Genomic DNA, 24,114 nt, shown 5'->3' on the forward strand with positions numbered 1-24,114 from the left:
TTTAAAAAATATAAAAAAACCAGCCTAAGCATAACTTAAGCTGGTCTCCACATTATCTTACAGCAGTCCCGCTGCCCATAACCCGCCTCTGCGGATCATCCGGCGGAACGGCTCTACCGAGAAGGAAGGCAGATGATGGCCAGGCATCAGGTAGACTACCCGCCCTTGTCCGAATTCATGGCACCAGGCCGCCTGCCGCATCGCCCCTCCATGGGGATATTCTGCAAGAATGGTTGATTCGAAATATGGCAGCTGCTCAAAATAGTACGGTTCATCCTCAATCACAAAGTCATTGATGCCCTGCATAATCGGATGCTCCCGGCTGGGAATCGTCATATGAAGCGCGGTATAGTCCGGATGGTGGGTGAAATGGGCGCCCAGCATTACGCCGAGTTCCTGATTGCGCTGCAGGGAGATCCCGTTATGCACTACGAGCAGACCGCCGCCGCCAGCCACATAAGACAGCAGTGCGCCGCTCTGCGCAGCGGATAATTTCTCATCCGAAAATTCAGTATAGGAGACCACCAGCTTGCAGTCCGACAATTGTTCCTTGTTCATCAGCCCGTAATCCTCAGTCGATACGACCTGAAGCTCCGGTTCCAGCAGCTGCTCGATCTCACGGTCTACTCCCGTGAACGGATGATATTTAACCTCGGTATAGCTGCCAAACGCAAGTGCTTTGAAGGAAGTCATTGCATTCACACCTCTCTTGTGCAAAGTTAATCTATAATCTATGAGTCCATTATTTCATAAATTGCGCTGCTGTTACCAGGGCCAGAGATTGCCGTCCAGATCGATGTACACCGGTTCCTCGCCCAGATATTTCTTATGATCCTGTACGATATTCATGATCTTATACGCTGATTCCTCCGGAGGAATCGGCGCTTCCATATTCTTCTCTCCGCTCATATAAGACTGCAGCCAGCCGGGATGAAAGACCATCACCTGTCCGCCCAGCTTACGCAGATGATTGTGCATCAGCGAGGACTGCATATTCAGCGCCGCCTTCGACATGCAGTAGCCGTACATATTAATTCTTTTGTTCCGGCTGATACTGCCTGCCTCTGAGGAGATGTTAATAATTAGCCGCTGCTTGCCCTGCAAAAGCAATCCCATCAACGCGTTGCTCACCCGGAGCGCGCCGAGCGTATTCACATTATAGAGCTGCGCCATGGCCTCATCATCCATATCCACGAGCATTGTAGCATTGTCCGCCTGGTGGATAATACCGGCATTGTTGATAATAATATCGATGTGTCCCGTACTGCCGGCAATACTCCGCGCTGCCTCTTTCACGCTCTCTGCGCTGCCGATATCAAGAGGGACCAGCATCAGCGTGTCCTGGTATTGCGCTTTCAGAACCTCCAGTGCCTCAGCTTCCGGTAAATACCGGCCGGCAAACACTGTGTATTTATTCTCCAGAAGAAAGCGTACCAGATAAAACCCGAGCCCGCGGTCGGCACCGGTTACAAAAGCGACCCTTTTCATGAATTGCACACCCCTCATACCTGCTTATTTATGCGCAGAGCGTTGCTGCATCACTCTCACATTAGCATGGCAATTGGCCTTTATCAACATCCTGCAAGGGAGGGGGATAAGCCTGCTGAACATTCTTTTGCTTTAATTTTGAACTATGTTACAATCAAGAATAATAGTTGTTAACAACACAATTGTTGACAAGATGCTTTCTAAATTCTATTCCAGGAAGGTGATCCTCTGATGTCTATTCAACAAATCCATACACTGGATGAACTGCAACAATACGTAGGGCAACCCGGCAAAAAATTGCTCTTCAAGCACAGCACCACCTGCCCGATCAGCGCCAAAGCAAATGAGGAGTTCCAGGCCTATACACAGAATTCCGACACGCCTGCCGCCATTGTACATGTTATCGAAGACCGTCCGGTCTCCAATCAGATTGCCGAGGATTTCGGGATTAAGCATGAATCGCCGCAGATTTTCCTGCTGGAGGATGGTGAGGTCCGCTGGAACACTTCCCACTGGAAAATCACCCGCGGCGCCATCAAGGAAGCTGTGGAGCAATGAGCCAGAACGTAATCATCTATTCCACCTCCGGCTGCAGCGACTGCAATCAGGTGAAGCAGCTGCTTGAGAGCAAGGGCATTCCCTTCGAAGTCAGAGATGTGATGACCAGTACCGTCTATCAGGAAGAAGTCGAGAAGCTGGGCTTCATGGGTGTTCCAGTCACCGTGTCCGGAGACCGGGCTGTCAAGGGCTTCAATCTCCCTGAGCTTCAGGAGCTTATTGAGGCAGCTGTACAGTAAGGATTCAGTCAGTTATGCAAAATGGTGCCGCCCTCTTTACAGGGCCGGCACCATTTTTGTCGTTCAGATCTGTCAGGCCGGGAATGTAACCCCCGTCATAGCTTCACTCAGCTCCCATAGCATCAGGGCGTTGCCCGAATCGATCGCCCAGTCCTGCACCCCAGGCTGGTGCGAATCCCCGGACTCCGCAACAGGAGCGATGTCGGCATCCTCGCAATACACGCCGCCCGTGCCGTCGAGCAGCGGACTCACCGCGCACCAGACACTGGTCGCGGCTCCCTGCTGGACCGTCTTCATATGATTCATACGCCCGGCCGGGATACGGTTGCCCGCCTCATCCAGCGCCCCCATGCCGCGCAGCTCGTCATCCGACAGATGCCGGGCCAGATCGGTCAGGATGCTGCCGGGATGCACGGAGAATGCCCGGACACCATGTACTTGCCCGCGTTTGTCCAGTTCAAGGGCGAACAGCACATTGGCGGTCTTCGACTGGCCGTAGGCTGTCCATTTCTCATAGGCCCGCCGCTCAAAGTTCACGTCTGCGAAATCAACACCGGCAATGCGGTGGCCGCGTGAGGATACGGAGACTACCCGTGCGCCTCCGGACTTCACCAGCGCAGGCCAGAGCCGGGCTGCCAGCTGGAAATGCCCCAGATGGTTGGTGGCGAACTGCACTTCGTATCCGCGAGCATCCCGGGCCAGCGGCGAAGCCATAATGCCTGCGCTGTGAATGAGGATATCCAGCGGCCGGCCGGAGTCCAGGAACCGCTGCGCGAAGGCATCGATGGATACCGGCTCCAGCAAATCCAGTGACTCCAGCTGGACTCCGGGGATGCCGGCAAGGGCGAGCCGGGCCTTTTCCGGTGTCCGTACGGGAACTATCAATGTAGCTCCGGCCGCAGCCAGGACACGTGTGGTCTCCAGACCCAGGCCGGAGTAGCCGCCGGTCACGATGGCTGTTTTGCCGCTCAGATTATGGCCTTGGATTACTTGCTCCGCCGTAGTGTCCGGCCCAAACCCCGAAGGAATCGGGTGCTGCTTAACTTTCGCGTGATTCAACTCTTTGTTCGTCTCCTGATTCAACCCAGTATTCATTCCTCGTTCCTCCTCTGTTCCATTTCCGCGATGAACCTGCCGTCCTTAAGCTCCCGGAAGTTCTTCAGCTTGTATTTCATAAGCTCCAGGGCCGCCGTAAGTTCCGTGAGCTGCTCTTCAATCAACGTTTTATGCCCGTCCAGCACACTGTAGCATTCATCGTAGTCCTCTTCCGCTGACGCCCGGATGTATTCTTGAATGATGCGCAGCGGCATATGGGTTCTTTTGAGAATAGCAACGAAATGCACCCGGTCCAGCTCACGCCTGCTGTATGCCCGCTGGCCGTTCTCCTTGCGGCTTGCCGGGGGCAGGAGCTTGATTTTCTCATAATAGCGGATGGTATCCTGGCTGAGTCCTGTCCGCTCTGCTACCTCGGCAATCGTAAAAACAGGCTCCATTTGCTGCTGGCCTCCTTCTTAATCTAGCTTCTTAGTTTGGCTTTCAGTCTTGGTAATTTACTGACAGTCTGCCCTTACAGAATCAAATGATAATCCCTGGAGTATGGTCCAAGTCAAGCATTCGGGAAGCGGGAATTAGGCCCTCCCGGATGTATGGTTTGTGCGGCTAGAAAGGATACCCTTTTCGTAGAATCGGGCTCTAATTCAGGTACAATTTGTAAACCGCCGTAATTACTCTAATAACACAATCACGCATCTATTTGCCTGACGGGTAACGCTTACTTTATCTTCAATCTCTCATTATCTCCCGATATCTCACTAATACGCCCATTTCACAAAAATTCGATATCGACGCCGTTTCCGTCTAACGCATTAATATTTCCGGAGTTCTCCTGCCGCTGCCTCCCAAAAATAAAAAACGGCGATTGAGCGAGATAAACGGATGATAATCGGCCACATATATGGTTTTAGTCTCCAATATTCCTCGCAAAGCAGCAATTTATTGCAAATCCGGCGCAGAAGCACTCTTTTCCATTTTTACAAAGACAACCCTGAAAGGGTATGATTCGTGTTGAAAGTTACCAGTGAAAATGTGAATGCACGCTGAATTTCCGCCAAGCGGAAAACGGGGGAACCATCAGGCCGCAGGCCTACTTGGGGTGAATCCGAAGGAGACTTCAATTACGCAGTCTCAAAAGGTAGGGCGACTCTCACCGTCCGAATCCGACAGCTAACCCCGTAAGCGTAAAGAGAGAGATCTTGATCCGCCACGATTTTGCCCCAGGCTTCTTACGCCTGCAACAAAACCGCAGCAGAGGTCCTCCTCTGTCTGCGGTTTTTTGCGCACTTATTCCGGAGGATCAGCATTTCGGCAAACCTATCAACTACATATCCAAACTATAAATCGCCCACATTCAGGAAGGAACGTGTCCACATGCCAGACCCATTATCGTCCAACGCAGCTCCCGCTGCCGGATTCACCAGCTATATTGAGCAATATAGCGGAACCATCTATGCGCTAAGCTGTCTCCTGCTGGAGAAGGGCGCCCGCGCCGATCAAGCCGCAGTTGCCACATTCGCGGCACTCTATGAGCCTTGGCTCAAGGGCAGCATCCAAGCAGATGCTTACTCCCTTACCGCCTACAGGGAATGCATCCGGCAATGCTCGCTGGTTGCTCAAGACCGCGGCCGCTGCTCTTCTGCCCTGCTCACCTGGGAGGATCAGATCGCCAGCGCCTTATGGTACGGCATCCAGCTGCCTCTGCCCGAGATCAGCCTCATCCTGCAGCGAAGCGTCCCTGAGCTGAAAGCGCAGCTCAGAGGGATTCGCGAACAGATGGCTGCTGCGCGGCCAGCTGTCCCGCGCCCGTCGGCGGGATAATAGGGAAGATGGCTGGGCCTGCAACAATAGCTTTAATCATGCCACTGCGATCCATGCGGACTGTAGATCCGTTATTTCGCCCAATCAGGCCATTCAGCGATCCATGCGGACTCAGAGGACCTTAACTAACCAGTTTCGCCTCATTTTGAGCTCCCTCGAACAATATAAGCGCTCCTGAGTCCGCAACGGGTAAAAAAGCAGGCTTTTTCACAAAATAAGGTCCTCTCATTCCGCGTAGCAAGCGCTGCATGGAGTAAATCCGCTGACGCCGTACATATTAATAAAAGCCGCAGCATCCGCCACGACTCTCCATTTGCTATGCTATGCTATCCGTTCCAGTGCCAGAAATCAGCGCTTGCCCTTGCCGCCCTTGGCGAACCGCCAAAAAGCCATGCAGCATCCGAGCAGCCCGACGCCCAGCAAGATGGTCTGCAGTGCTCCCAGCCAGGTTGATTTGTCCGACGGGATCAGGCTGCTGATAATGATCAGCAGGATGGAGACCACGACCAGCACGGGGGTTTGTCTACTTTTTTTCACAAAAAATCACCACTCCTAATTACTAATATTACTAAGGTACACTATCTGCTGGGTTTTAACCAGTTGGGGGGGGGGTACTCACTCTATAGAACAGCATTATTTATAAGCCCGATAACAAGTATCGCTTCTTGTTTATAGCCTTCAAGATTATCTAGCGCCACCCATTCCGGGTCATCTTTTCTATACTGATAGAATCTTACAACCACGTCTTTTCCATCCAGCTGAGAGCTCAATACGATAATAAACTGCCTATCGCTGTAGTACTCTTGCATCTTCCCTGTCCACCGATCTATTATTTGCATTCCAGTTGCTATATCACTTACATGTAAATGATTAATTGATGCTTCTAATCCAGTTCTGTCCGGGTATGTTGTTTCTTTGACTGTTTTTAAAGTTCCAAGTTCAGTGGTATCTATCAAAATACAATGATCCCATTCCGTAAAACTAGGACTCGGTCCCTCCGAGGCTACATGGACTGAAGGTGGCACATTTTTAAGTAAATAACGCATTGCCTTATTTGTCTTCGTACTTCTCCTCATCACTACAGGTCATCCACCTTCCATACCCCATCCATTTTAATTATTGAATAGACAGCGGTATCATCACTCCCGTTATCCCAGGACCTGTCCGCTACCACTTCATATTCATCAGCGTCTATTTTATTCATTTCATTAATTTCGTAATCTGTTATATTTGCCGTCTCCTTGCTGATTTCATCATACAGAGCCTTCATTTCATCTATCGTCTTACTTTCTGAGGTATCTCCGGAACACCACATGTGCACTTTCGCGATGAAATCATCCAGGTAGCTCACTACCACACTGTTCAGCTCCGGATCATCACTTAGCTTCTGCTGCTTAATCGTTCTAAATCCATCTAACATAATATCCGGCCGCTTCACAAAAGTCTATCTGTTTAAATACGAGGATTAACAATAACATTGCAAATCAGCTCTATCGTAGATATAATATGTCCGTAATAACTATTTAGTGTAATTAAAGGAGATCGGGCTATGACTGAGTTCTGGGAAGCAAGCTTCATAGAAAAACAAACGATGTGGGGATTTGAACATTCTGACTCGGCCATCTTAACCAAGGATTTTTTCCTTGAAAAGAATGTTAAAGACATCCTGGTTCCCGGCATTGGATATGGCAGAAATGCAAAGGTTTTTATGGACAATGGAATAGATGTTACTGGTATTGAAATTTCGCAAACAGCGATTGATCTGGCGAGGCAGAGCGGGCTGGATATGAATGTTTTTCACGGCTCGGTAACCGATATGCCATTTGACAACAAACTCTATGACGGTATTTTCTGCTATGCCCTGATTCACTTATTGGATCAGCGTGAGCGGGAGAAGTTCATTCAGGATTGTTATAATCAGCTGAAGCCGGGTGGATATATGGTCTTTACAACGGTATCCAAAAAAGCACCAATGTACGGTAAGGGCGTCCAACTGGATACAGACTATTTCGAAATCATGGACCGAGTGAAAATGTTTTTTTATGATGCTGACTCCATTCAACAAGACTTTGCCAACTATGGCCTGGTCGAGATATCAGAAATAGATGAGCCCGGTAAGAATATGAAAAACAAGCCTTCCATAAACTTCTTATTTGTAAAATGTAAAAAGGATCCCCTCAGCTACCAAATACAAAAACACCTCTAAGGTCGAAATCCTATCAGAATAGAATTCAAACTTTAAGAGGTGTCTAATTATTCTAACAAATAGTGGTTAGTCCCTACGTGATCAGAGAAACTTACTGTCTATAATGACGTTTACTCCTTAGTGAGTTTGTTAAAAGCAGCTGAGTCGTATCTATCTCCCTGCACAAGCCAATTATCATTTACATTTTTTAAAGTTAGAATACCCTCTAAAGGAACACGCTTGCTCTCCTTGTCCCCTTGATCAATTAGTACCAGGTCCACAATATATCTCAATTCAATAATATCATTTTTATCATCTACAAGATTAAATTTAAGATTTTCAGGCTTAATAGAAAGTTTTTGTTTATCAGCAATGGTTAACGGTAATGTTGTGTAGCGGGTATCAACTGCATTTGTATAAAAGCTTTCTGTAAGAAATGGTTTTAACTCTTCATTTCGCGATTGAACTGCATCTTCAGATAAAACATCTTCAGAATTTTCGACGGTATACTCTATATTTTTATATTCCTGTGCGGCTTTGATTGCCTCTTTCACAGCTTCTTTATTTATAGAATTGCTTTCTCCATTATTTGTAACAGTATTTTCAGAAGCTGAATTGGTATTTTGTTTTTCATTGTTCAAATTATCTTGGCTACAACCGGTAAATAATGCTAAAGAAAGAACGATGGATCCAAATAATAGCTTATTTCGCATAATTACACTCCTTATTTTCCCATATTTTATTTAATCTTACCATATTTTACGTTTCTGTTCCAACTTAGTTTCAAAATTCTTTTTTAGTTAGCTCGGTGGTTGTTCTTTTTAGACTCCGTAGCTCTTTATATTGTACAAGGGCGGTCAACAATGAGATGACGCCTTTGAAAAAATATTAGGAGTGATTTTAAATGGCAGAAAATCCATGTCCGTATTATGCTGATGGCCACCACATGGTGGCTGGTAATTTACCAAGAGTGGTGGATCAGAATGGTAATAATGTTGCCACTTTTGCCGGAGGCGGCTGGTACAAATGTAAAGGTTGCGCAGAGGCATTTATCTCCTCTGGTTTTCCACACTTTGGTTGGCCAATTGCGGACTACGTTACTCAAGGAGGCATTATTTCCCTCAGCGCTCAAGATGGAGTAGCGGTAGCAAAAATCAATAGAAGCTTGATCCGATATACATCGGCTGCAACACTACCCGGTTACAAATTCGTTGGGTTTAATTAATTATTAGGACATCGAGTAGGAGGGGGCGGCAAGCCCCCGTCCTCTCACACCACCGTACATGCGGGTCCGCATACGGCGGTTCCAAAAGGTTAAAAAAGTTCCAGATAGCGTGAAAGTAAACTCTTCAGCCCTTTCGCTTCCCAATAGGAAGTCGGAAGGGCGTTATTCGTGTTCCGGGACATTTCCCACGCGCCTCGCCGCGAGTTGGCCATCTTAAAACAAGCCCACTTTGGAACCCCGAGTGCTTGGAGCTCACGGATTCGTATACGTACTCGTTTCCACTGTTTCCACAGACACATTCGAAGTCTCCTCCGAATCCACTGGTCCAGTGTTTGGAAGTGTGTCTTCGCCGAGGCTAGACGGAAATAACCGAGCCAACCCATCAGATAGCGATTCAGTCGGTTAATCCTTTCTTCCATGGAAATGGACCAGGTGCGATTTGTTAACTCTCGAATCCTTTCTTTAAAAGCTGAGAGGCTCTTCGGTGCGATTCGAATCGTTGCCTGTTTCTGACTCAGAAAACTGAATCCTAAGAACTTTCGGTGCCAAGGTCTGGCCACCGCACTTTTCTCCCGGTTCACTTTTAGTTTTAGCCTTCCTTCTACAAACCGACTTACCGATCCCATGACGCGTGTTCCTGCTCACGAATCGTAATCCTCGTCCAGTTAGTTCCTTATCCAGGTTATCCAGCAGAATGTTTGCCAAAAGCGGACTGAGCGGACCGCCCTGCGGCGTTCCTTCCCGGCTGTGCTCCAATTTTCCATTCACCATGACTCCGGCGTTCAGATACGCGCGAATCAGGGTCAGTACTCTTTTGTCCGCCACTTTCCGCGCCACTCTTGCCATCAACATGTCGTGGTTTACCCTATCAAAGAATTTCTCAAGGTCGAGGTCTACCACCCATCTCAGGCCACCTTGAATATATCTTTGGGCTTGTTTCACTGCGTCATGTGCGCTCTTCCCCGGTCGAAAGCCGTAGCTGTACCATGAAAATTGCGCGTCAAAGATCGGGTTAATGACTTGTAGAAGCGCCTGCTGGAGAAAACGGTCCATCACGGTCGGAATGCCTAACATCCGTACACCACCTCCGGGTTTGGGGATTTCCACCCGTTTGACTGGCGCAGGTCTGTAAGTTCCCGCTAGAAGTTCGGCTTTCACCGGTTCCCAATGTGTTTTCAAGTAAGCTTGTAGATTCGCTACCGTTACATTGTCCACACCGGGCGCTCCTCCGTTTTGCACCACTCGTTTGTAAGCGAGTCGAAGGTTATCTCCTTCGAGCATTTGCTCCAGCAAGTTGTTCTGGTCTTCGCGAGAGGAAGGGACGACTTGTGCCGACGAAGAACTCGGCGCTCCGGCATACCCTGACGGCTTCACCGCTTCTCTTTGCCGCAAGCTCTCTTGCGAGATATTCTGCTGTCGTTGCTCTTCATGCGAACGCATCGCTTTCCTCGCTCCTTTCGGTTCAGTCCTTCCGTAAACTGTTGCAACAGTTTACGTACTATGGCTTCTGCTGACTCCTGCCAGTTCAGCGCAGCCTCCTGGCTACGGTTACAAGTTTTTTTCTTCCATATCCGGCAGGTCTCCCCAGATAAGAACGCCATCTTTCCGCCCGCGCCTGCCCAAGTATACGGCTGCAGCTCTTGGCAGCTTTGGATTTTGTTATGTTTAGGTGACTCATCCGGCTGCAACCGCCTCAAATTGGATTCGTGTACCTCAGGCCGTGCTTTCGCCTCCGGCTTCCTTCAGATTCCACCTCACGATGGAAACCCTTGCCCTTGGCTAACGTTAGGCGCTTGCCAGCCCCCGCTCGGGACTTTCACCCTAGAGATGACGCCCATGCTGGGCGTACTAATGAAAAGCAGCATGTTTCATCTAACATGCTGCTTTTTTGTTGTATAGCTTGTGTATACCAGCTGTTGTAGATATGATCAATTGGTTGTTTTCAGACGAAGTTTCGTGGATCAAACTCACTTACGGATTTCTTAACTCGGCGGAACCCTGCAACTTCGTGCGTACACTGGGTCTATTTTGAACAAAGCCAGTGAACATGCGGTTTCAGTGCTATATCGTGCTGCTACAACTCCACGTGCTGGTTGCTCCTTACGAAACCAAATGGTACTGGTTGTGCGTACGGGATGGCAAGTTGATTCTGTTCCTTTGCAGAAAAAGCCGTATACATTAATTATTTTACTCTTTTACGTAATAAATTTCGTGGATCTAGTCTACAACTTATTTCTTTCTTATTGACGATTTCAAACTCAGTCCATGACATTTTATCTATCGGAAGAATTTCAAATTAGTTAACTCAAATGGTTGTTCTTTTTAGACTCCGTAGCTCTTTATATGGTACAAGGGCGATCAACAATGAGATGCCGCTTTTGAAAAAATATTAGGAGTGATTTTAAATGGCAGAAAATCCATGTCCGTATTATGCTGATGGCCACCACATGGTGGCCGGTAACTTACCAAGAGTGGTGGATCAGAATGGTAATAATGTTGCCACTTTTGCCGGAGGCGGCTGGTACAAATGCAAAGGTTGCGCAGAGGCATTTATTTCCTCTGGTTTTCCACACTTTGGTTGGCCAATTGCAGACTACGTTACTCAGGGAGGCATTATTTCCCTCAGTGCTCAAGATGGAGTAGCGGTAGCAAAAATCAATAGAAGCTTGATTCGATATACATCGGCTGCAACACTACCCGGTTACAAATTCGTTGGTTTTAATTAATTATTAGGATACACAAAAGCAGCATGTTCCCAAGTGAACATGCTGCTTTTTATTGTATTGCCGGTCACTTGAGATAACTAACAATAAGCTTACACCTATAGTTTGCTGATGAAAGCCAATCGTTAGCCAATAGTCATATTGACAGTAATAAGAGGGAATATGATGGCACTTATCAGTTACTATGTATGTTTTATTCAGAAAGATGACATAGTGTTTCTTTCATTGAATAAACCAAAATAAAGAAAATAAGTTTTTAATTGTAAGATAAATAGATAATTTTTATTCATAATCAAAATAATGGTATAATAATAGGAACACTAGTTCTCTTTTTTGGTTGTTATTTTCACAACTTGTATCTCTTTATATAACAAGGGGGGGAATTATATGCTCGAAGACGATCACTCAATAGACCAAAAAGAGAATAACGTAATTATAGATATCGAAAGAAGATTCGTAAGTTACATCTCAAGTATGCTCCATTATAATTCTATAAATTTCGATAAGAAAAAGAGAAAGTATACCGATAGATTTTCATTGATCTTCGATGAAGTGTCAGAAATGGAGGATTCTTACACCGAAGACGAAGGTTCAAATGAAAACACCTTTGAAAATTTAGAGGATCAGATTAGCAATCCTTTTATATTTGCAGCTTTTATGTCTCTAACAGAAAGAGAAAGAAAGATATTGAATCTAACAATGTGCCAGAACCTAAACGATACTGAGATAGCACATCAACTAGGAGTGACTCAACAAAGTATCTCAAAAACCAAGAAAAATGCTATACGGAAGTTACGGAATTCAATGAACATGAATGGGGGTCTAAAAAATGGATGATATACCTAGCTTTGTACAAATAATTGCTAATGTAGGATTTCCGATAGGTGTAAGCTTATATCTGCTAGTTCGATTCGAAAAGAAGATCGACATCTTAAGCGATACGATAGGAAAACTAATTGATGTTATTAATAACAACACGAATACAGGAGGAAGAAAATGAGCCAATTATATGATCTACTGACCAAAGCAAAACAAGAAGATAACATTGCGATGCTTAAAATCATCAATAGATTTGAACCGAAAATAAAAAAATCACTTTATCAGACTAGCATTCAGAACCGCGAGGATTTGAAACAGGAATTAATCGTTAAGTTTATTGAAGTGGTTCAGACTTTTGAACTAAATGTTCAATCGACAGAGGAGATGAAGTGATGCCTTACTTTTTGATAGCAAATGCACTAATCTTAATTTCTGTGTTATCTGGAATCCTAGTAAATTCCAACATTCACTGGATTAGCCGGCATCACGTTAAAGTTATATCCTTGAATATGGGGTTGCTTCTTGCCTTTACAGTTATAGAACTTATCCCATCCGCTATTGACATTTCTCATAAGGGATTGATTTTTGTTGTTATAGGTATCTTACTACCAAATTTTTTTCATCATCATAGCCATCATCATAATAGTGATATGGAATCAACTCAATCTCTTAAATTCCTTTTTATTGGTGCGGCTGTTCATAGTTTTTTCGATGGATTAATCATAACTAGTGGATTATTCCTAGAACATCACATGGCTACTGTTATAACTTCATCTATGCTATTACATAAGGTTACTGAAGTGTTAATGTTGTCTTTAATATTAGGAACAATCTTAAAAAACTCTTTAAAACTAATGAAATATTTAATAGCACTAAGTTTTTTTAGTATCTTAGGTATGGTAGTCGCAGCTTTCTTTATAGAGCAAACAGGGTTATTTTCGGCAATATCAGGAATTGCAGTTTCATTAACTGCAGGTATATTTTTAAGCATTTCTCTGGTTAATATCTCCATATTAGTTGAACATTCTCAAGAAAGATCTTCAAAACTATATCCCCTTATTGGCACTATTATCTATTTACCTTTACATGTCTTTCTACACTAAAGAATATCTATCTGATGAAATGATTAAGTTGATTGAATTATGACAGTAGCAAAACCAATACCCAATACTACTAATGCCAATAACGTCGGGAATGTATAAAAATCTTCAATCATCTTTTTTTAATCATTCCTTTCAATTCTGCAAAATTCGCTTTCACTATAATTAAATACTTGCGTATAGAATCAACTATCCTGTACATTCGACTTAAGGAAGTGCCTGCTAGTCTAACACTTTACTTTCTTAAAACACTTCCAGCCTATATATCGACAATCCAACAGATTGTTTATTAGTAATAATCAACCGATAAATATTTTAGTAATAAACACACTAAAAAGCCCACCCTAGATCGGGATGAGCTTTTTTTCTGTTAAAAGTCCGTACTATTGGCTACGCTTATTATATCTTCCCGCGGTTACGATAGCCAGCAACATCCCCGCAATTCCTATTCCCGTTAACATCCCTTGCGAGAAATCCATTAGATAACTTCCGTTTGACTGGATAATTTGACTGACGCCAATCGGTGAGGAAGAAGCCAAGAACAGCATCGCTACATTCTGCTGTTGTTTTTTATCCACTCTACCCACAGTCCCTAGTAAATTCAACTCTTCACCTTTAGCTCTAAAATACCTGAAGAAGTAACAATATGTCCGATTTATAAATGCTCGCCTTCTTTGTATCGCCTGGTGATGTTTCTCTCGCAACAATCAGTTTTGCATTTGATTACTTTTAAAACTTCGAACCCTTGATTTATCTACGTCTTCTTTAAATCAAGGGTTCGATTTGTCTCAACATGATCAGTCTGAACTATAGCGGCTACTCACATCCATAACTCCCACCCCTTAGATCTTATAAGCCTTCATCGCTTTTCTAATCTCCTTAATGCTAGGACGCTTGCCGTACATCAGGACGCCGGTGCGGTAGATCTTGGCGGCGAGCCAGCCGAAGACGAAGGTTGTTGCCAGCAGGATTGCCAGCGAGACCATGATCTCCCAGAAGGCCACATGGCCAACGCCGATCCGCAGCAGCAAGCTGAGTGAAGAGGTGAATGGAACGAAGCTCGCTACCTTAACCAGCAGGGTATCCGGGTTCGAGATGCTGAACAGCGGCAGGTAGAAGCTGACGAAGCCAACCATCATCACAGGCATAACTGCCTGTCCCAGATCCTCTGTCCGGCTGACAATCGAACCCACAGCTGCATACATCAGAGCGTACAGGAAGTAACCCAGGATATACAGGATAAATCCATACACCAGAATGCTGGCATTCAGCTGTCCCAGATCCAGGTTGAAATCAGATAGGATGCCAGAATTGTGCGGCAGCATCAGGTTGACAGCGATGCTGGCAGATATAATAGCGATCTGCAGCAGGCCGACGAGGAAGATCCCGATGACCTTGCCGAACATCTGTGTTAATGGTGATGCGCTGGTGATCAGAATCTCCATGATACGCGAGCTTTTCTCCGAGGTAATCTCAGCGGCGATCATGTTGCCGGTCATCATCACCGACATGAAGAATAGCATCAGCAGGACGTAGACGACAACATAGTTAATGACCGGCTTGGCATCCCCTTCTTCTGAACCGGAGGCTGCTGCATCTGCATTCAGCTGCTCTGTGCCAATTGAAACTGGAGCGAATATCGCCGCTACCTGGCTCTCCGTCAACTTATCGCCGACAATGAGTCCGGTATTCACCTGCTGCAAAGCAGTTTGAAGATAACTCTGCACTTTGTCGCTGATATCCCCGTCTTTGCTGTGATACGTTACCGGCGGTACCCCCTCACTGCCCTCTGGAGCAAAGGTGAGATAACCCTCAATCTTCTCGTCCTCCAGCCCTTGCTTCAGCGCAGCATCATCTGCGGAGGTATAAGCTGTGAATTCGACTTGAGCATCTGTTTCAGCCGGTGGTGTGTACGCCAGAAGCAGTTCGGCAGGCCGGAAGCCCTGCTCGGCAACCACTCCGATTTGCGTAGCTTCCTTAGCACCGTCTTCTCCCTTAAACACCTTGATCAGATAAGGAACATTCATCCCGATACTCAGCAGGAGCACCAGAATTAATGTTGTAATCATGAAGGACTTGGTTCTTACCTTGTTCTTGAATGTGAAGTTGATAATGCTCCCCATCTTATTCATTAGATTCACCCACCGCTCTGATAAAGATTTGGTTTAGCGTCGGTTCCTTAATCTCGAAATGCTCTACCTCGCCCTGAGCCATGGCCAGCTGCAGAATGCGCTGTGCTGCGCCAATATCGCTGATGGACAGCAGATATCCGCGTTCCTGGCGCTCTACTGCAGTAACTCCGGCAATCTCCGCAAGCCCGTTCACTTCCCCGGCTGTACGCAGTACGACTGCTTCCCGCGGATACCCCTTCTTGATCTCACGGATATCCCCCTGAACTACGGTGTTCGAGCGGTCGAGAATCGTAATATTGCGGCATAACTCCTCCACATGCTCCATCCGGTGGGTGGAGAAAAGAATACTCGTGCCCTGATCCCGCATCTCTCTGACTGTATCCTTCAGCAGCTCCACATTCACCGGATCGAGGCCGCTGAAGGCTTCATCCAGAATCAGAATCTTCGGCTTATGGACGACGGCAGCAACGAAGCCCATCTTCTGCTGATTGCCCTTGGACAATTCTTCAATCTTCTTATTGTAATATTCCGGAACGTCGAACCGGTCCAGCCAGTAACGCAGGCTCTTATCCGCCTCACTTGCCGGCATGCCGCGAAGCCGGGCCAGATAGATAATCTGATCGCTTACTTTGACCTTCGGGTAGAGCCCCCGCTCCTCTGGAAGATAACCCATCAGATGCTGAAGCTCCGTACTATACGGCTTGCCGTTATAAAGAATCCGGCCTTCATCTGGATAGATCAGACCCAGCACCATGCGCATAGTCGTCGTTTTGCCGGCGCCGTTTGCACCCAGCAGACCGTAAATTTCGCCTTGTTCTACCTTCAGACTGATTCCGTTGACTGCTGTCTTATCCCCGTACTGCTTCACTACCTGTTCCAAATGCAAAGCTTCCATTCCTTATTCCCCTCTCTTCTGGTCAATCAGAACCGGACGATGTCCCCGGCTCCATAAGCTTAGGATTTCATCAAGCTCCAGGCTGCGGCTCTTGATAACCTTTACGCCCAAATCATGAATGCGTTTCTCATATTGATAGATTTGCTGGGTCAAAAATGAAGCCACTCCCGGCGTCTCCAGCTTAAGCTCCAGCGCCTGCGGCAGCTCTGCTGCCAGTTCCTCCAGCGCCTGTCCGCCTTCTGCCTGAACCCATATTTCACTCCAGGAGCCGAACAAGCTGTCCTTCTCGGCCATTCCCAGCAGCTGCCCCTGATGCATCAGGACAATGTAATCCGCCAGCCGCCGTACCTCTTCCACAATGTGGGTTGAGATTACGATGGTGGACTCATGCTCATCCATATACCGCTGGAGAGTCTCAATCATAATCTTCCAGGCAAAAGGGTCAAGGCCGGAAGACGGCTCATCCAGCAGCAGCAGCCGGGGCTTCGCAGCCAGGGCCGCGGCAATCTCGAATTTGCGGCGTTCACCCTTGGACATTTTGCCCAGCCTGGCATTCTCCGGCACCTCCAGCTTCAGGAGCAGCTCCTCGTAATAGCCTTGGTCCCAGGAAGGATACCAGTGTCGGCGGAATCCGGCAGCCTCGCGGGCTGTCCAGAGATTCTCTTCATTCTGCGAGTTTTCCGGTACATAGGCGATCGACTGGCGGAGCTCCAGCGGAAGCCCGTCACGATAGGCTTCCTCAAACCAGCGGATCTCGCCTTCCTCTGGAAAAGTCAGCTGCAGCAGCATGTGCAGCAGCGTGCTTTTGCCGGAGCCGTTCTGGCCCACCAGCGCAGTAATGTAGCCATGCGGCAGATTAACATTAAGCGGCCCTACCGTCTTGCCCCTCCGCTTCTTGCACACATTCCGTAGTTCTATGGCTTGCTGTACCATGAGATCCCCGTCCTTCATTTCTGTCTCCCGTATTTGTCCTGCACAATTTCCTTGAACAGCTGTGTCAGCTCATCTTCACTGCAATGTACGGACAGCCCCACATCCACTGCACTCTCCAGCGCTTTGCGGATGGCATCCTGCTTATAGCCTGCCATGGTTCCGTCTCCTACATGGGAGACGAAGGTGCCCGTTCCCTGTCTTGTGCGCAGCAGCCCTTCATTCTCCAGATCCTGATAGACCCGCCGGACGGTGATCACACTGCACTTCAGGTCACCCGCAAATTCACGGATGGAAGGAAGCAGGGTGCCCTCCGTGATCGTACCAGAGATAATCAGCGATTTCAGCTGGGTTTCGATCTGATGATACAGCGGCTCTGCACTGTTCTCATTAATTTGAATGGGTATCCACATGATACGCACCTGCCTTCCACGCTCCGGCATGCCGGACTAACACTTTGCCCCGTTTCATACGAGATCACGGCTCTTCAGCCGGTGAATCGTCCACCGGGAGAACAGCTGCACCGATACAATGCCGAGCAGCAGCGAACCCCACATCAGAGGAGACAACAGCCCCCACTCCCTGGAGACAGCCACACTGGCAAGCAGCAGATTCCCTCCGGCCAGATAGACCAGTCCAGCAATACCTATGGCCAGAAACATGACGATGATCATAATCAGGAAATATGCTTTGCCGCTGAACGAGAACTCGATTAAAATGTATATTCCGGCAATGACCAGACCGCATCCAATCCAGGTAAGGGCAAATGCGAGATACGCGCTGACCGGCAGCTCGCTGCGTATATTGGCGCCGATCGTATAGATTAAACCAAAGTACAGTGTGCTGTTTAAGATAAAGGCAAACAGCGTATTCAGTTTTCTTTTGCAGAGAATGACCTCAGCAGGTACCGGCAGGGACCGCATATACACCAGCATTCGGGTATAGGTATCATCCGCCAAATACTTCATATTTCTCCGGGAGAAGGTAATGCCCAGCATAGAAATAATGGTGACCAGCAACACATCGCTCAGCAGCCTCCCCTCACCCCGGTCCATCGCATCATCCAATACCATTCCGGCCAGTGCGGCCATATAACCCATGAAGACGACGGCGAACAGCAGCGCCCACAGCAGCTTCAGCCTGTCACCGCGGAAATCGCTGCGCACGATGAACCATGCATTCTTTAATGTTGTCATAACCGTTAACCTCGCTTTGTGATTTCATCATCGGCAGTCGGCAGCAGATTTACACAGTTTACTGTGCTTCTCTCTGTGCTTACTGTATATATCTATATACACAGTATATGACCTGTATTTTCCAGTGTCAAGGGTTCTCAACAAAAGTAATTATGCGGATTATTATAAAGCCCGGAAACACGCCTTCCCGGTTCACTGTGCTATTACGGAATAATATGGACCCGCTGCCGCACATGCACCACAAACAAAAAGCCCATACACCCGCCCCGCATAAGCGGAACAGCAGATGTACAGGCTTGTCTTCAATTACAGCTAACCGCCCATAATGACTTTCCAGACCGGCAGCGTATGTCCGCCCGGATAGAAGATGTAGAGCAGCACATAAACGGCAACACCCGTAATAGCGGTGACAAACCAGATCATAGCCGTCACTCTTCCCCACTTACGGTGTTTGGCATACTTGGCCTTGAAGCCCAGCGTCAGCGTAGTGATGCCGAATACAGCAGCTACGGTAGCCAGCACAATGTGGAAGATCAGGAAGACATGGTACAGCGTCGACAGATCATCCGGTCCGCCCCAGGTCGTATTCCCCACGAATATCGTTCTTGACGAGTACACCAGGAAAAAGAGAATTGCCGCCACAGCAGCTGCAATCATTGTTTTCTTGTGCGCTTCGCGTTTGCCTTGAATGATTTGTCTCCAGCCGATAGCCACCAGCACCGCGCTAATGACGATGAACGATGTACTGATCGTTGGAAACAATGTGAAAATATCCATGATTATCCCCCTCGGCACTTACCAGCCCTTATAGTTCAGACCCTCCTCCGCAAGTTCAGAGGCAGGCGCGGACAACTCCGTGTCCTCTTGTCCGTTCTCTTTTTTATACCAATGATAGAACACATAAGCAAGCATCGAGGCAAAAATAAATTCCTGAATGAACTTCATCACGATGCCGCCGACCTGCTGATCTACCTTGGGGGACAGAGATCCGAAGAAGCCGGGACCGCCAAAAGCCTGCAGCAAAGCAGCCGGACTCTGCGGTACACAGTAGCCCATGGCCATCGCCCAGGTATTGGGGTCACTATACGTAGCATACAAGGGAGAACCGGCAAAAATAATCAGCCCGCAGGCCGGTGTCAGCAGGACCATGTTCAGAAAGATGAACCCCACCTGACCAAGGCCGCCCAGCGCCCGGTATTCCGGCAGGGGATTAATCAGATTCCACCACATGAGCCCTGAAGTCAGGAATAATACGGCGTAATACAGGCGGTGAACCGCGAAATGCAGCATGACATAATCATGAATCGCCGGGATATGGTAGAGCGAGAATAATCCGTTGAAGAGCAGTGCGGCAACGATGGGCTTAGCCAGAAAAGCAAGGCCGCGCAGCGGATTCACCCGGAGCAGCGCACGCCAGCACCAGTCAGGAATCCCCAGCATAATCAGCGGGACTGCGACAAGATAAGACAAGGCCATACTGACCATATGGAACGAAAAAAGGATATGCCCCAGCAGACTGACAGGACCGCCCTGCGCCAGATAGAGGGCCAGCATTCCGCATAAGAACAGCCCCCTCCGCCAGAAGGGGACTGCAGTACTGCCCTCAAACCGGGAGGCCAGCGGACCTATCAGCACAAAATACCCGGCAGTCAGCAGGAGCATCAGGGCCAGAAACAGCGGACTCCACAGTTCAGTAAAGCTGAAGTATTGTAATCCCGGCATCATGGCAAGCCCTCCCCCCGTACAGTCTTAATCCCACCATACCCAGTAGAGCGACATTATAATGCAAGTGCCCGCGATAAAAAATCCGCCCAGCATGAAGATAATCGGCATCATATGCCCTTTGTCCTTCAGATGCATCCAGAAGCCCATTTGCAGAATTACCTGCAGCACAGCCATCACCAGCAGCAGAATAACGGCGAAGGTGGGATTTACCCCTCCGGCAGCTACTGCGGCAAAGGCGATCAGCGTCAGTACAATGGAGAAGACAAAGACTACAATATGCCGCTGCGGTCCTTCCGGGCGGTGACGGTGCTTCACCGGAGAGTCCGGAGAATGCTGCTTCGTCGCCATGGCTTCATCCCACCTTTCCGAGGAGGTATACTACCGTGAAGATAAAGACCCACACCACATCAATGAAATGCCAGTACATCGCCGACACATAGATTTTCGGTGCAGTTACCACCGTCAGCCCCTTATGCATTAACTGGCCGATCAGTACTGATATCCACAGAATACCGAAGGCCACATGGGCACCGTGAAAGCCGACCAGGGTATAAAAAGCCGAGCTGAATGCACTGGTGGTCATTCCGAATTCCTCATGCCTGATGTATACGCTGAATTCGTAAATCTCCAGGACCAGGAAGCATAGTCCGAGCAGTACCGTGACCAGCAGCCAGTTCCGCAGCATGGTGACGCGGCCCCGGTGCATCGCCTGGATCGCGAAGACACTGGTCAGACTGCTGACCAGCAGAAGAAAAGTTGCCGCCGCGACCAGCGGAAGATGAAACAGCTCATTCGCAGACGGGCCTTCATTGGTCTGATTGCGCAGCGCCAGGAAGGTTGCGAAGAGGGTGCCGAAGAGCACCGCTTCCCCACCAAGGAACAGCCAGAAGGCCAGCACCTTGTTGCGTCCTTCGAGTGTTGCTTTTTCCGGTTCATGCGGGAGTGTCCCATTCGCTGCTTCAGCATGTGCTGTAGTCATATCCGCTCACCTTCCTTCCAGCTCTTCGGGTTCAATATGCCAGCCCGGATCATCGAACAGCGACCGCATCAGCATGGACCCGAAGGTAATAAGCAGTCCCAGTGCCGTAACGATATAGTTATTGAACAGAAAGCTCATTATACTGCTGCTGAACTCATCACGGCTGAACATGAAGCCCAGTCCCGCTATGAAAATCCCGACCGACATCAGGAACGGCAGGATCGTTGCCGAAGGCATATGAATCGAGCCCACCGGTTCGGACGGGGTCATCGCCTTGTGTCCGGCCATTTTTTCCTTCCAGAAGGCATCCAGTCCCCGCACCAGCGGCGTCTGCTTAAAGTTATATTCCGGCGGCGGTGAAGGAATCGTCCATTCAAGTGTCCGCCCGTCTTCCCACGGATCATCGGCTGCATCAGCCGGCCGTCTCGAGGTCAGGAAGATATTCGTAAGGAAGATCAGCATGCCGACCCCCATCAGCATCGCACCAATAGTACTGACCAGGTTAAGCAGATCAAACTGCTGATTCGGCAAATAGGTGAATACACGGCGCTGCATGCCCATCAGTCCCAGGAAATGCTGCACGAAGAACGTCAGGTGGAAGCCGATAATGAACGTCCAGAAGGTCCACTTGCCTAACGTCTCGCTGAGCATCCGCCCGAACATTTTCGGCCACCAGTAGTGCAGTCCGGCAAACAGCCCGAGCACCAGACCGCCGACAATAACATAGTGGAAATGCGCCACTACGAAGTAAGTATCATGGAACTGAAAGTCCGCAGGTGCAGAGGCCAGCATGACCCCCGTTACCCCGCCCATGGTGAAGGTTGGGATGAAGCCGGCTGCGAACAGATTAGGGGTGGTGAAGCGTACCTGTCCGCCCCACATGGTGAACAGCCAGTTGAAGATCTTGATCCCGGTCGGAACGGCGATCAGCATGGTGGAGACTGAGAACAACGCATTCGCTACCGGACCGAGGCCGGTGGTGAACATATGATGCGCCCAGACCATGAAGCCCAGGAAAGCGATCAGAATCGTCGCGAACACCATGGAGCTGTACCCGAACAGCCGCTTGCGCGAGAAGGTCGGAATAACCTCAGAGATGACGCCGAAGGCCGGAAGAATCAGAATGTATACTTCGGGATGGCCGAAGATCCAGAAGATATGCTGCCACAGCACCGGATTGCCGCCTCCGGCCACATTGAAGAAGTTGGCTTCCAGTATCCGGTCGAAAGTAAGCAGGACAAGGCCAACAGTAATAGCAGGGAAAGCGAATAGAATAATGGCTGAAGTAATAAAAGTGGTCCAGGCGAACATCGGCATCCGCATGAAGGACATCCCCGGTGCGCGCATCGTGATGATGGTGGCCAGGAAGTTAATGCCGCCAATCAGTGTGCCAAGGCCTGCAATCTGCAGTCCGATGGTATAAAAGTCCACCCCGTGCGTGGGGCTGTAGCCCGTGCTGGAGAGCGGGGTATATGAGGTCCAGCCCGCATCAGGCGCGCCGCCCATTACCCAGCTGAGGTTGAGCAGAATACCGCCGAACAGGAAGGTCCAGAATCCGAGCGCATTGAGAAAAGGAAAGGCTACGTCACGCGCACCGATCTGCAGCGGTATGACTGCATTCATCAGTGCGAAGATAACAGGCATCACGCCAAGAAAGATCATCGTTGTGCCATGCATGGTAATCAGTTCGTTGAAGGTCTGGGCATCCAGAAAGGTATTCATCGGCTTGATCAGCTGAATACGGATCAGAATCGCTTCCAGTCCGCCGATGCCGAAGAAGATGCCTCCAGCCCACAGGTAGAGAATTGCGATCTTCTTATGATCGACGGTGGTGATCCAGTCCATTAGCCCGGTATGCCGTTTAACGCTGTGGCCATGCTTCAAGGGCTGGGAGGGATGCAAGGATTGCGCTGCTTCGGCCAAGGTACGTACCCCCTTTTTCAAATATGCTGCTTCCGCTTCGGGCTATAGGCTATCCAGCTTCAGTCCAGCGTGTAACCGGCCAGAAACTCGGCAATTCCGTCAATCTCTTCATCGCTTAAGCCCAGATCCTTGGGATCCGGCATCTTGTTGCCCGGCTTCACGCTCTGGGGATCATGCAGCCACGTCTTCAGATTCTCTTCTACCGGTGCCCCGTCCACGCGCGTGTCGTCATTAAGCAGAATGCCGGCCACCGATTCGCGGGAGCCGATTCCGGTCAGATTGGGAGCCTGGGAAAGATCCTGCATACTTCCAGTCGCATGGCAGGTCAGGCACTGGGATTTGAAGGTCTCCGCGAGCGCCGGATCATCCGGCAACACGGAATCAGGAGCCTTCATCGAAGCTAACCACTCCTCAAAGGCCGTACTACTGACTGACTTCACCTTAAACTCCATGAAGCCGTGGGAAGGCCCGCACAGCTCCGCACATTTGCCGCGGTAAACGCCTTCATTCGGCGCACTGAAGCTGAAGCGGTTGACCGTTCCGTCGGGGTTGGTGTCCATTTTGCCGGAGAGTGAAGGTACCCAGAAGGAGTGCAGGACATCCTTGGTGCTTAGCTCAAAAGCGATATCCTTGCCGGCGGGAATCACCAGATCCTGTGCTGTTGTCACCCCGTAATCCGTATATTCAAACTCCCACCAGTATTGATGGCCGGTCACTTTGACCTTAATGGCATCCTTATCCTCCGAATGATCATTGCCGGCAGCGAACACCGCCTTCACCGTAGGAACCGCCAGCACAACTACGAGAATAAGCGGGATGACCGTCCACAGCACTTCGAGCTTGAAGCTGCCTTCCACCTGCTTGGGAATCTCGTTCTGATCCGGCTTCCGGCGGAAACGGATCCATACATAAGCTGCAATGGAGAAGACGACCAAAAGCACCACGATCATGATTGAGATCGACAGCTTCATTAGTGCAAACGAGCTTTCCGCTGCGGGTCCCTGCGGTCTGAGTACCGACAAGTCTTCCCGCCCGCATCCGGCAAGAATGAGTCCAAGCGCTGCGGTCATGGGAAGAAGCCGCTTTCCAGCCTGCCACGTTTTCATCATTGATCTACCCCGCT

The 24,114-nt window shown here is 48.8% G+C and carries 30 protein-coding genes, 1 pseudogene and 1 riboswitch; of the genes and pseudogenes, 10 read left to right on the plus strand and 21 right to left on the minus strand.

The features are described from left to right. Positions 1-57: 57 nt before the first annotated feature. Together MHI42_RS17635 and MHI42_RS17640 are read right to left on the minus strand one after the other, a co-directional pair. Positions 58-693 (minus strand): ThuA domain-containing protein, encoded by a 636-nt coding sequence (locus MHI42_RS17635; protein WP_171719681.1) that lies wholly within the window; start codon positions 691-693, stop codon positions 58-60. A gap of 72 nt (positions 694-765) precedes the next feature. Further along, positions 766-1,488: an SDR family NAD(P)-dependent oxidoreductase gene (locus tag MHI42_RS17640; protein WP_342424610.1), complete on the minus strand. Its 723-nt coding sequence runs from the start codon at positions 1,486-1,488 to the stop codon at positions 766-768. 231 nt (positions 1,489-1,719) lie between these two features. Here MHI42_RS17640 and ytxJ point away from each other — a divergent pair, with 231 nt between their 5' ends. Further along, the gene (gene ytxJ, locus MHI42_RS17645) at positions 1,720-2,046 is read left to right on the plus strand and encodes a bacillithiol system redox-active protein YtxJ (RefSeq protein WP_039306673.1); all 327 of its coding nucleotides are present in this window, start codon (positions 1,720-1,722) and stop codon (positions 2,044-2,046) included. Continuing rightward, positions 2,043-2,285 carry a glutaredoxin family protein gene (locus MHI42_RS17650; protein WP_042133269.1) on the plus strand — a complete coding sequence of 81 codons (243 nt, stop codon included), beginning with the start codon at positions 2,043-2,045 and terminating at the stop codon, positions 2,283-2,285. Before ytxJ ends, MHI42_RS17650 begins: the two co-directional genes overlap by 4 nt. 72 nt (positions 2,286-2,357) lie before the next feature. Here MHI42_RS17650 and MHI42_RS17655 read toward each other — a convergent pair whose 3' ends face one another. Beyond that, on the minus strand, positions 2,358-3,380 hold the full coding sequence (locus MHI42_RS17655; RefSeq protein WP_342424611.1) for an oxidoreductase: 1,023 nt from the start codon (positions 3,378-3,380) through the stop codon (positions 2,358-2,360). Then, on the minus strand, positions 3,377-3,778 hold the full coding sequence (locus MHI42_RS17660; protein ID WP_342424612.1) for a MerR family transcriptional regulator: 402 nt from the start codon (positions 3,776-3,778) through the stop codon (positions 3,377-3,379). The genes MHI42_RS17655 and MHI42_RS17660 overlap by 4 nt, the downstream gene beginning before the upstream one ends. A 591-nt stretch (positions 3,779-4,369) precedes the next feature. Next, positions 4,370-4,539, plus strand: a riboswitch (cyclic di-AMP (ydaO/yuaA leader). Between the two features lie 173 nt (positions 4,540-4,712). On the opposite strand from MHI42_RS17660, the gene MHI42_RS17665 reads away from it, so the two are divergent. Next, complete coding sequence (locus tag MHI42_RS17665; protein WP_342424613.1) at positions 4,713-5,159, plus strand: hypothetical protein; 447 nt, start codon at positions 4,713-4,715, stop codon at positions 5,157-5,159. A gap of 348 nt (positions 5,160-5,507) precedes the next feature. On the opposite strand, the gene MHI42_RS17670 is transcribed toward MHI42_RS17665, so the two are convergent. The 3 genes from MHI42_RS17670 to MHI42_RS17680 all read right to left on the minus strand — a co-directional run bounded on the left by MHI42_RS17670 (position 5,508) and on the right by MHI42_RS17680 (position 6,579). Continuing rightward, positions 5,508-5,696 (minus strand): hypothetical protein, encoded by a 189-nt coding sequence (locus tag MHI42_RS17670; RefSeq protein ID WP_039306684.1) that lies wholly within the window; start codon positions 5,694-5,696, stop codon positions 5,508-5,510. Between the two features lie 83 nt (positions 5,697-5,779). Further along, positions 5,780-6,238, minus strand: coding sequence for a hypothetical protein (locus MHI42_RS17675; protein WP_342424614.1), 459 nt, complete (start codon positions 6,236-6,238; stop codon positions 5,780-5,782). Continuing rightward, positions 6,238-6,579, minus strand: a complete 342-nt coding sequence (locus tag MHI42_RS17680; RefSeq protein ID WP_342424615.1) for a hypothetical protein — start codon at positions 6,577-6,579, stop codon at positions 6,238-6,240. Before MHI42_RS17680 ends, MHI42_RS17675 begins: the two co-directional genes overlap by 1 nt. A 129-nt stretch (positions 6,580-6,708) precedes the next feature. Here MHI42_RS17680 and MHI42_RS17685 point away from each other — a divergent pair, with 129 nt between their 5' ends. Next, positions 6,709-7,365 carry a class I SAM-dependent methyltransferase gene (locus tag MHI42_RS17685; RefSeq protein WP_342424616.1) on the plus strand — a complete coding sequence of 219 codons (657 nt, stop codon included), beginning with the start codon at positions 6,709-6,711 and terminating at the stop codon, positions 7,363-7,365. A gap of 110 nt (positions 7,366-7,475) precedes the next feature. On the opposite strand, the gene MHI42_RS17690 is transcribed toward MHI42_RS17685, so the two are convergent. After that, complete coding sequence (locus MHI42_RS17690) at positions 7,476-8,057, minus strand: hypothetical protein (RefSeq protein ID WP_342424617.1); 582 nt, start codon at positions 8,055-8,057, stop codon at positions 7,476-7,478. Between the two features lie 191 nt (positions 8,058-8,248). On the opposite strand from MHI42_RS17690, the gene MHI42_RS17695 reads away from it, so the two are divergent. Next, entirely contained in the window at positions 8,249-8,569 is a 321-nt protein-coding gene (locus MHI42_RS17695) for a hypothetical protein (RefSeq protein WP_342424618.1), read from the plus strand. 89 nt (positions 8,570-8,658) lie between these two features. Here the strand turns inward: MHI42_RS17695 and ltrA are convergent. After that, positions 8,659-10,009 (minus strand): annotated as a pseudogene (ltrA, locus tag MHI42_RS17700) (group II intron reverse transcriptase/maturase). 965 nt (positions 10,010-10,974) lie between these two features. Here ltrA and MHI42_RS17705 point away from each other — a divergent pair. From MHI42_RS17705 to MHI42_RS17725, 5 genes are all read left to right on the plus strand, one after another. After that, positions 10,975-11,295 (plus strand): hypothetical protein, encoded by a 321-nt coding sequence (locus MHI42_RS17705; RefSeq protein WP_342424618.1) that lies wholly within the window; start codon positions 10,975-10,977, stop codon positions 11,293-11,295. A 384-nt stretch (positions 11,296-11,679) separates the two neighbouring features. Further along, positions 11,680-12,129, plus strand: a complete 450-nt coding sequence (locus MHI42_RS17710; RefSeq protein ID WP_342424619.1) for a sigma-70 family RNA polymerase sigma factor — start codon at positions 11,680-11,682, stop codon at positions 12,127-12,129. Beyond that, the gene (locus tag MHI42_RS17715) at positions 12,122-12,292 is read left to right on the plus strand and encodes a YvrJ family protein (protein WP_342424620.1); all 171 of its coding nucleotides are present in this window, start codon (positions 12,122-12,124) and stop codon (positions 12,290-12,292) included. The genes MHI42_RS17710 and MHI42_RS17715 overlap by 8 nt, the downstream gene beginning before the upstream one ends. Beyond that, positions 12,289-12,504, plus strand: a complete 216-nt coding sequence (locus MHI42_RS17720; RefSeq protein WP_342424621.1) for a helix-turn-helix domain-containing protein — start codon at positions 12,289-12,291, stop codon at positions 12,502-12,504. The genes MHI42_RS17715 and MHI42_RS17720 overlap by 4 nt, the downstream gene beginning before the upstream one ends. Before the next feature lie 110 nt (positions 12,505-12,614). Beyond that, positions 12,615-13,214 (plus strand): ZIP family metal transporter, encoded by a 600-nt coding sequence (locus tag MHI42_RS17725; RefSeq protein WP_342424622.1) that lies wholly within the window; start codon positions 12,615-12,617, stop codon positions 13,212-13,214. 380 nt (positions 13,215-13,594) lie between these two features. Here the strand turns inward: MHI42_RS17725 and MHI42_RS17730 are convergent, their stop codons facing one another. The 12 genes from MHI42_RS17730 to coxB all read right to left on the minus strand — a co-directional run bounded on the left by MHI42_RS17730 (position 13,595) and on the right by coxB (position 24,100). Then, the gene (locus MHI42_RS17730; protein ID WP_342424623.1) at positions 13,595-13,789 is read right to left on the minus strand and encodes a hypothetical protein; all 195 of its coding nucleotides are present in this window, start codon (positions 13,787-13,789) and stop codon (positions 13,595-13,597) included. Positions 13,790-14,053: 264 nt separating this feature from the next. Continuing rightward, on the minus strand, positions 14,054-15,343 hold the full coding sequence (locus MHI42_RS17735; RefSeq protein ID WP_342424624.1) for an ABC transporter permease: 1,290 nt from the start codon (positions 15,341-15,343) through the stop codon (positions 14,054-14,056). Next, on the minus strand, positions 15,336-16,238 hold the full coding sequence (locus MHI42_RS17740; RefSeq protein WP_171720222.1) for an ATP-binding cassette domain-containing protein: 903 nt from the start codon (positions 16,236-16,238) through the stop codon (positions 15,336-15,338). The genes MHI42_RS17735 and MHI42_RS17740 overlap by 8 nt, the downstream gene beginning before the upstream one ends. Positions 16,239-16,241: 3 nt before the next feature. Continuing rightward, complete coding sequence (locus MHI42_RS17745) at positions 16,242-17,189, minus strand: ABC transporter ATP-binding protein (RefSeq protein WP_342424625.1); 948 nt, start codon at positions 17,187-17,189, stop codon at positions 16,242-16,244. After that, positions 17,186-17,581 carry a GntR family transcriptional regulator gene (locus tag MHI42_RS17750; protein WP_342424626.1) on the minus strand — a complete coding sequence of 132 codons (396 nt, stop codon included), beginning with the start codon at positions 17,579-17,581 and terminating at the stop codon, positions 17,186-17,188. Before MHI42_RS17750 ends, MHI42_RS17745 begins: the two co-directional genes overlap by 4 nt. A gap of 54 nt (positions 17,582-17,635) precedes the next feature. Further along, positions 17,636-18,364 (minus strand): hypothetical protein, encoded by a 729-nt coding sequence (locus MHI42_RS17755; protein WP_342424627.1) that lies wholly within the window; start codon positions 18,362-18,364, stop codon positions 17,636-17,638. A gap of 312 nt (positions 18,365-18,676) precedes the next feature. Continuing rightward, the gene (locus tag MHI42_RS17760; protein WP_042133229.1) at positions 18,677-19,141 is read right to left on the minus strand and encodes a DUF420 domain-containing protein; all 465 of its coding nucleotides are present in this window, start codon (positions 19,139-19,141) and stop codon (positions 18,677-18,679) included. A gap of 18 nt (positions 19,142-19,159) precedes the next feature. Then, a complete protein-coding gene (gene ctaG / locus MHI42_RS17765) occupies positions 19,160-20,086 on the minus strand; it encodes a cytochrome c oxidase assembly factor CtaG (RefSeq protein WP_340949016.1) in 927 nt (308 codons plus the stop codon). 27 nt (positions 20,087-20,113) lie between these two features. Next, on the minus strand, positions 20,114-20,437 hold the full coding sequence (locus MHI42_RS17770; RefSeq protein WP_171720225.1) for a cytochrome C oxidase subunit IV family protein: 324 nt from the start codon (positions 20,435-20,437) through the stop codon (positions 20,114-20,116). Between the two features lie 4 nt (positions 20,438-20,441). Next, positions 20,442-21,068: a cytochrome (ubi)quinol oxidase subunit III gene (locus MHI42_RS17775; protein ID WP_039306709.1), complete on the minus strand. Its 627-nt coding sequence runs from the start codon at positions 21,066-21,068 to the stop codon at positions 20,442-20,444. A gap of 6 nt (positions 21,069-21,074) precedes the next feature. After that, the gene (gene ctaD / locus MHI42_RS17780) at positions 21,075-22,913 is read right to left on the minus strand and encodes a cytochrome c oxidase subunit I (protein WP_340990726.1); all 1,839 of its coding nucleotides are present in this window, start codon (positions 22,911-22,913) and stop codon (positions 21,075-21,077) included. A 137-nt stretch (positions 22,914-23,050) separates the two neighbouring features. Continuing rightward, positions 23,051-24,100 carry a cytochrome c oxidase subunit II gene (gene coxB, locus MHI42_RS17785; RefSeq protein ID WP_342424628.1) on the minus strand — a complete coding sequence of 350 codons (1,050 nt, stop codon included), beginning with the start codon at positions 24,098-24,100 and terminating at the stop codon, positions 23,051-23,053. Positions 24,101-24,114: the final 14 nt, after the last annotated feature.

The sequence above is a fragment of the Paenibacillus sp. FSL E2-0178 genome, assembly GCF_038593005.1.
Taxonomy (GTDB): Bacteria; Bacillota; Bacilli; order Paenibacillales; family Paenibacillaceae; genus Paenibacillus_AQ; species Paenibacillus_AQ phytohabitans.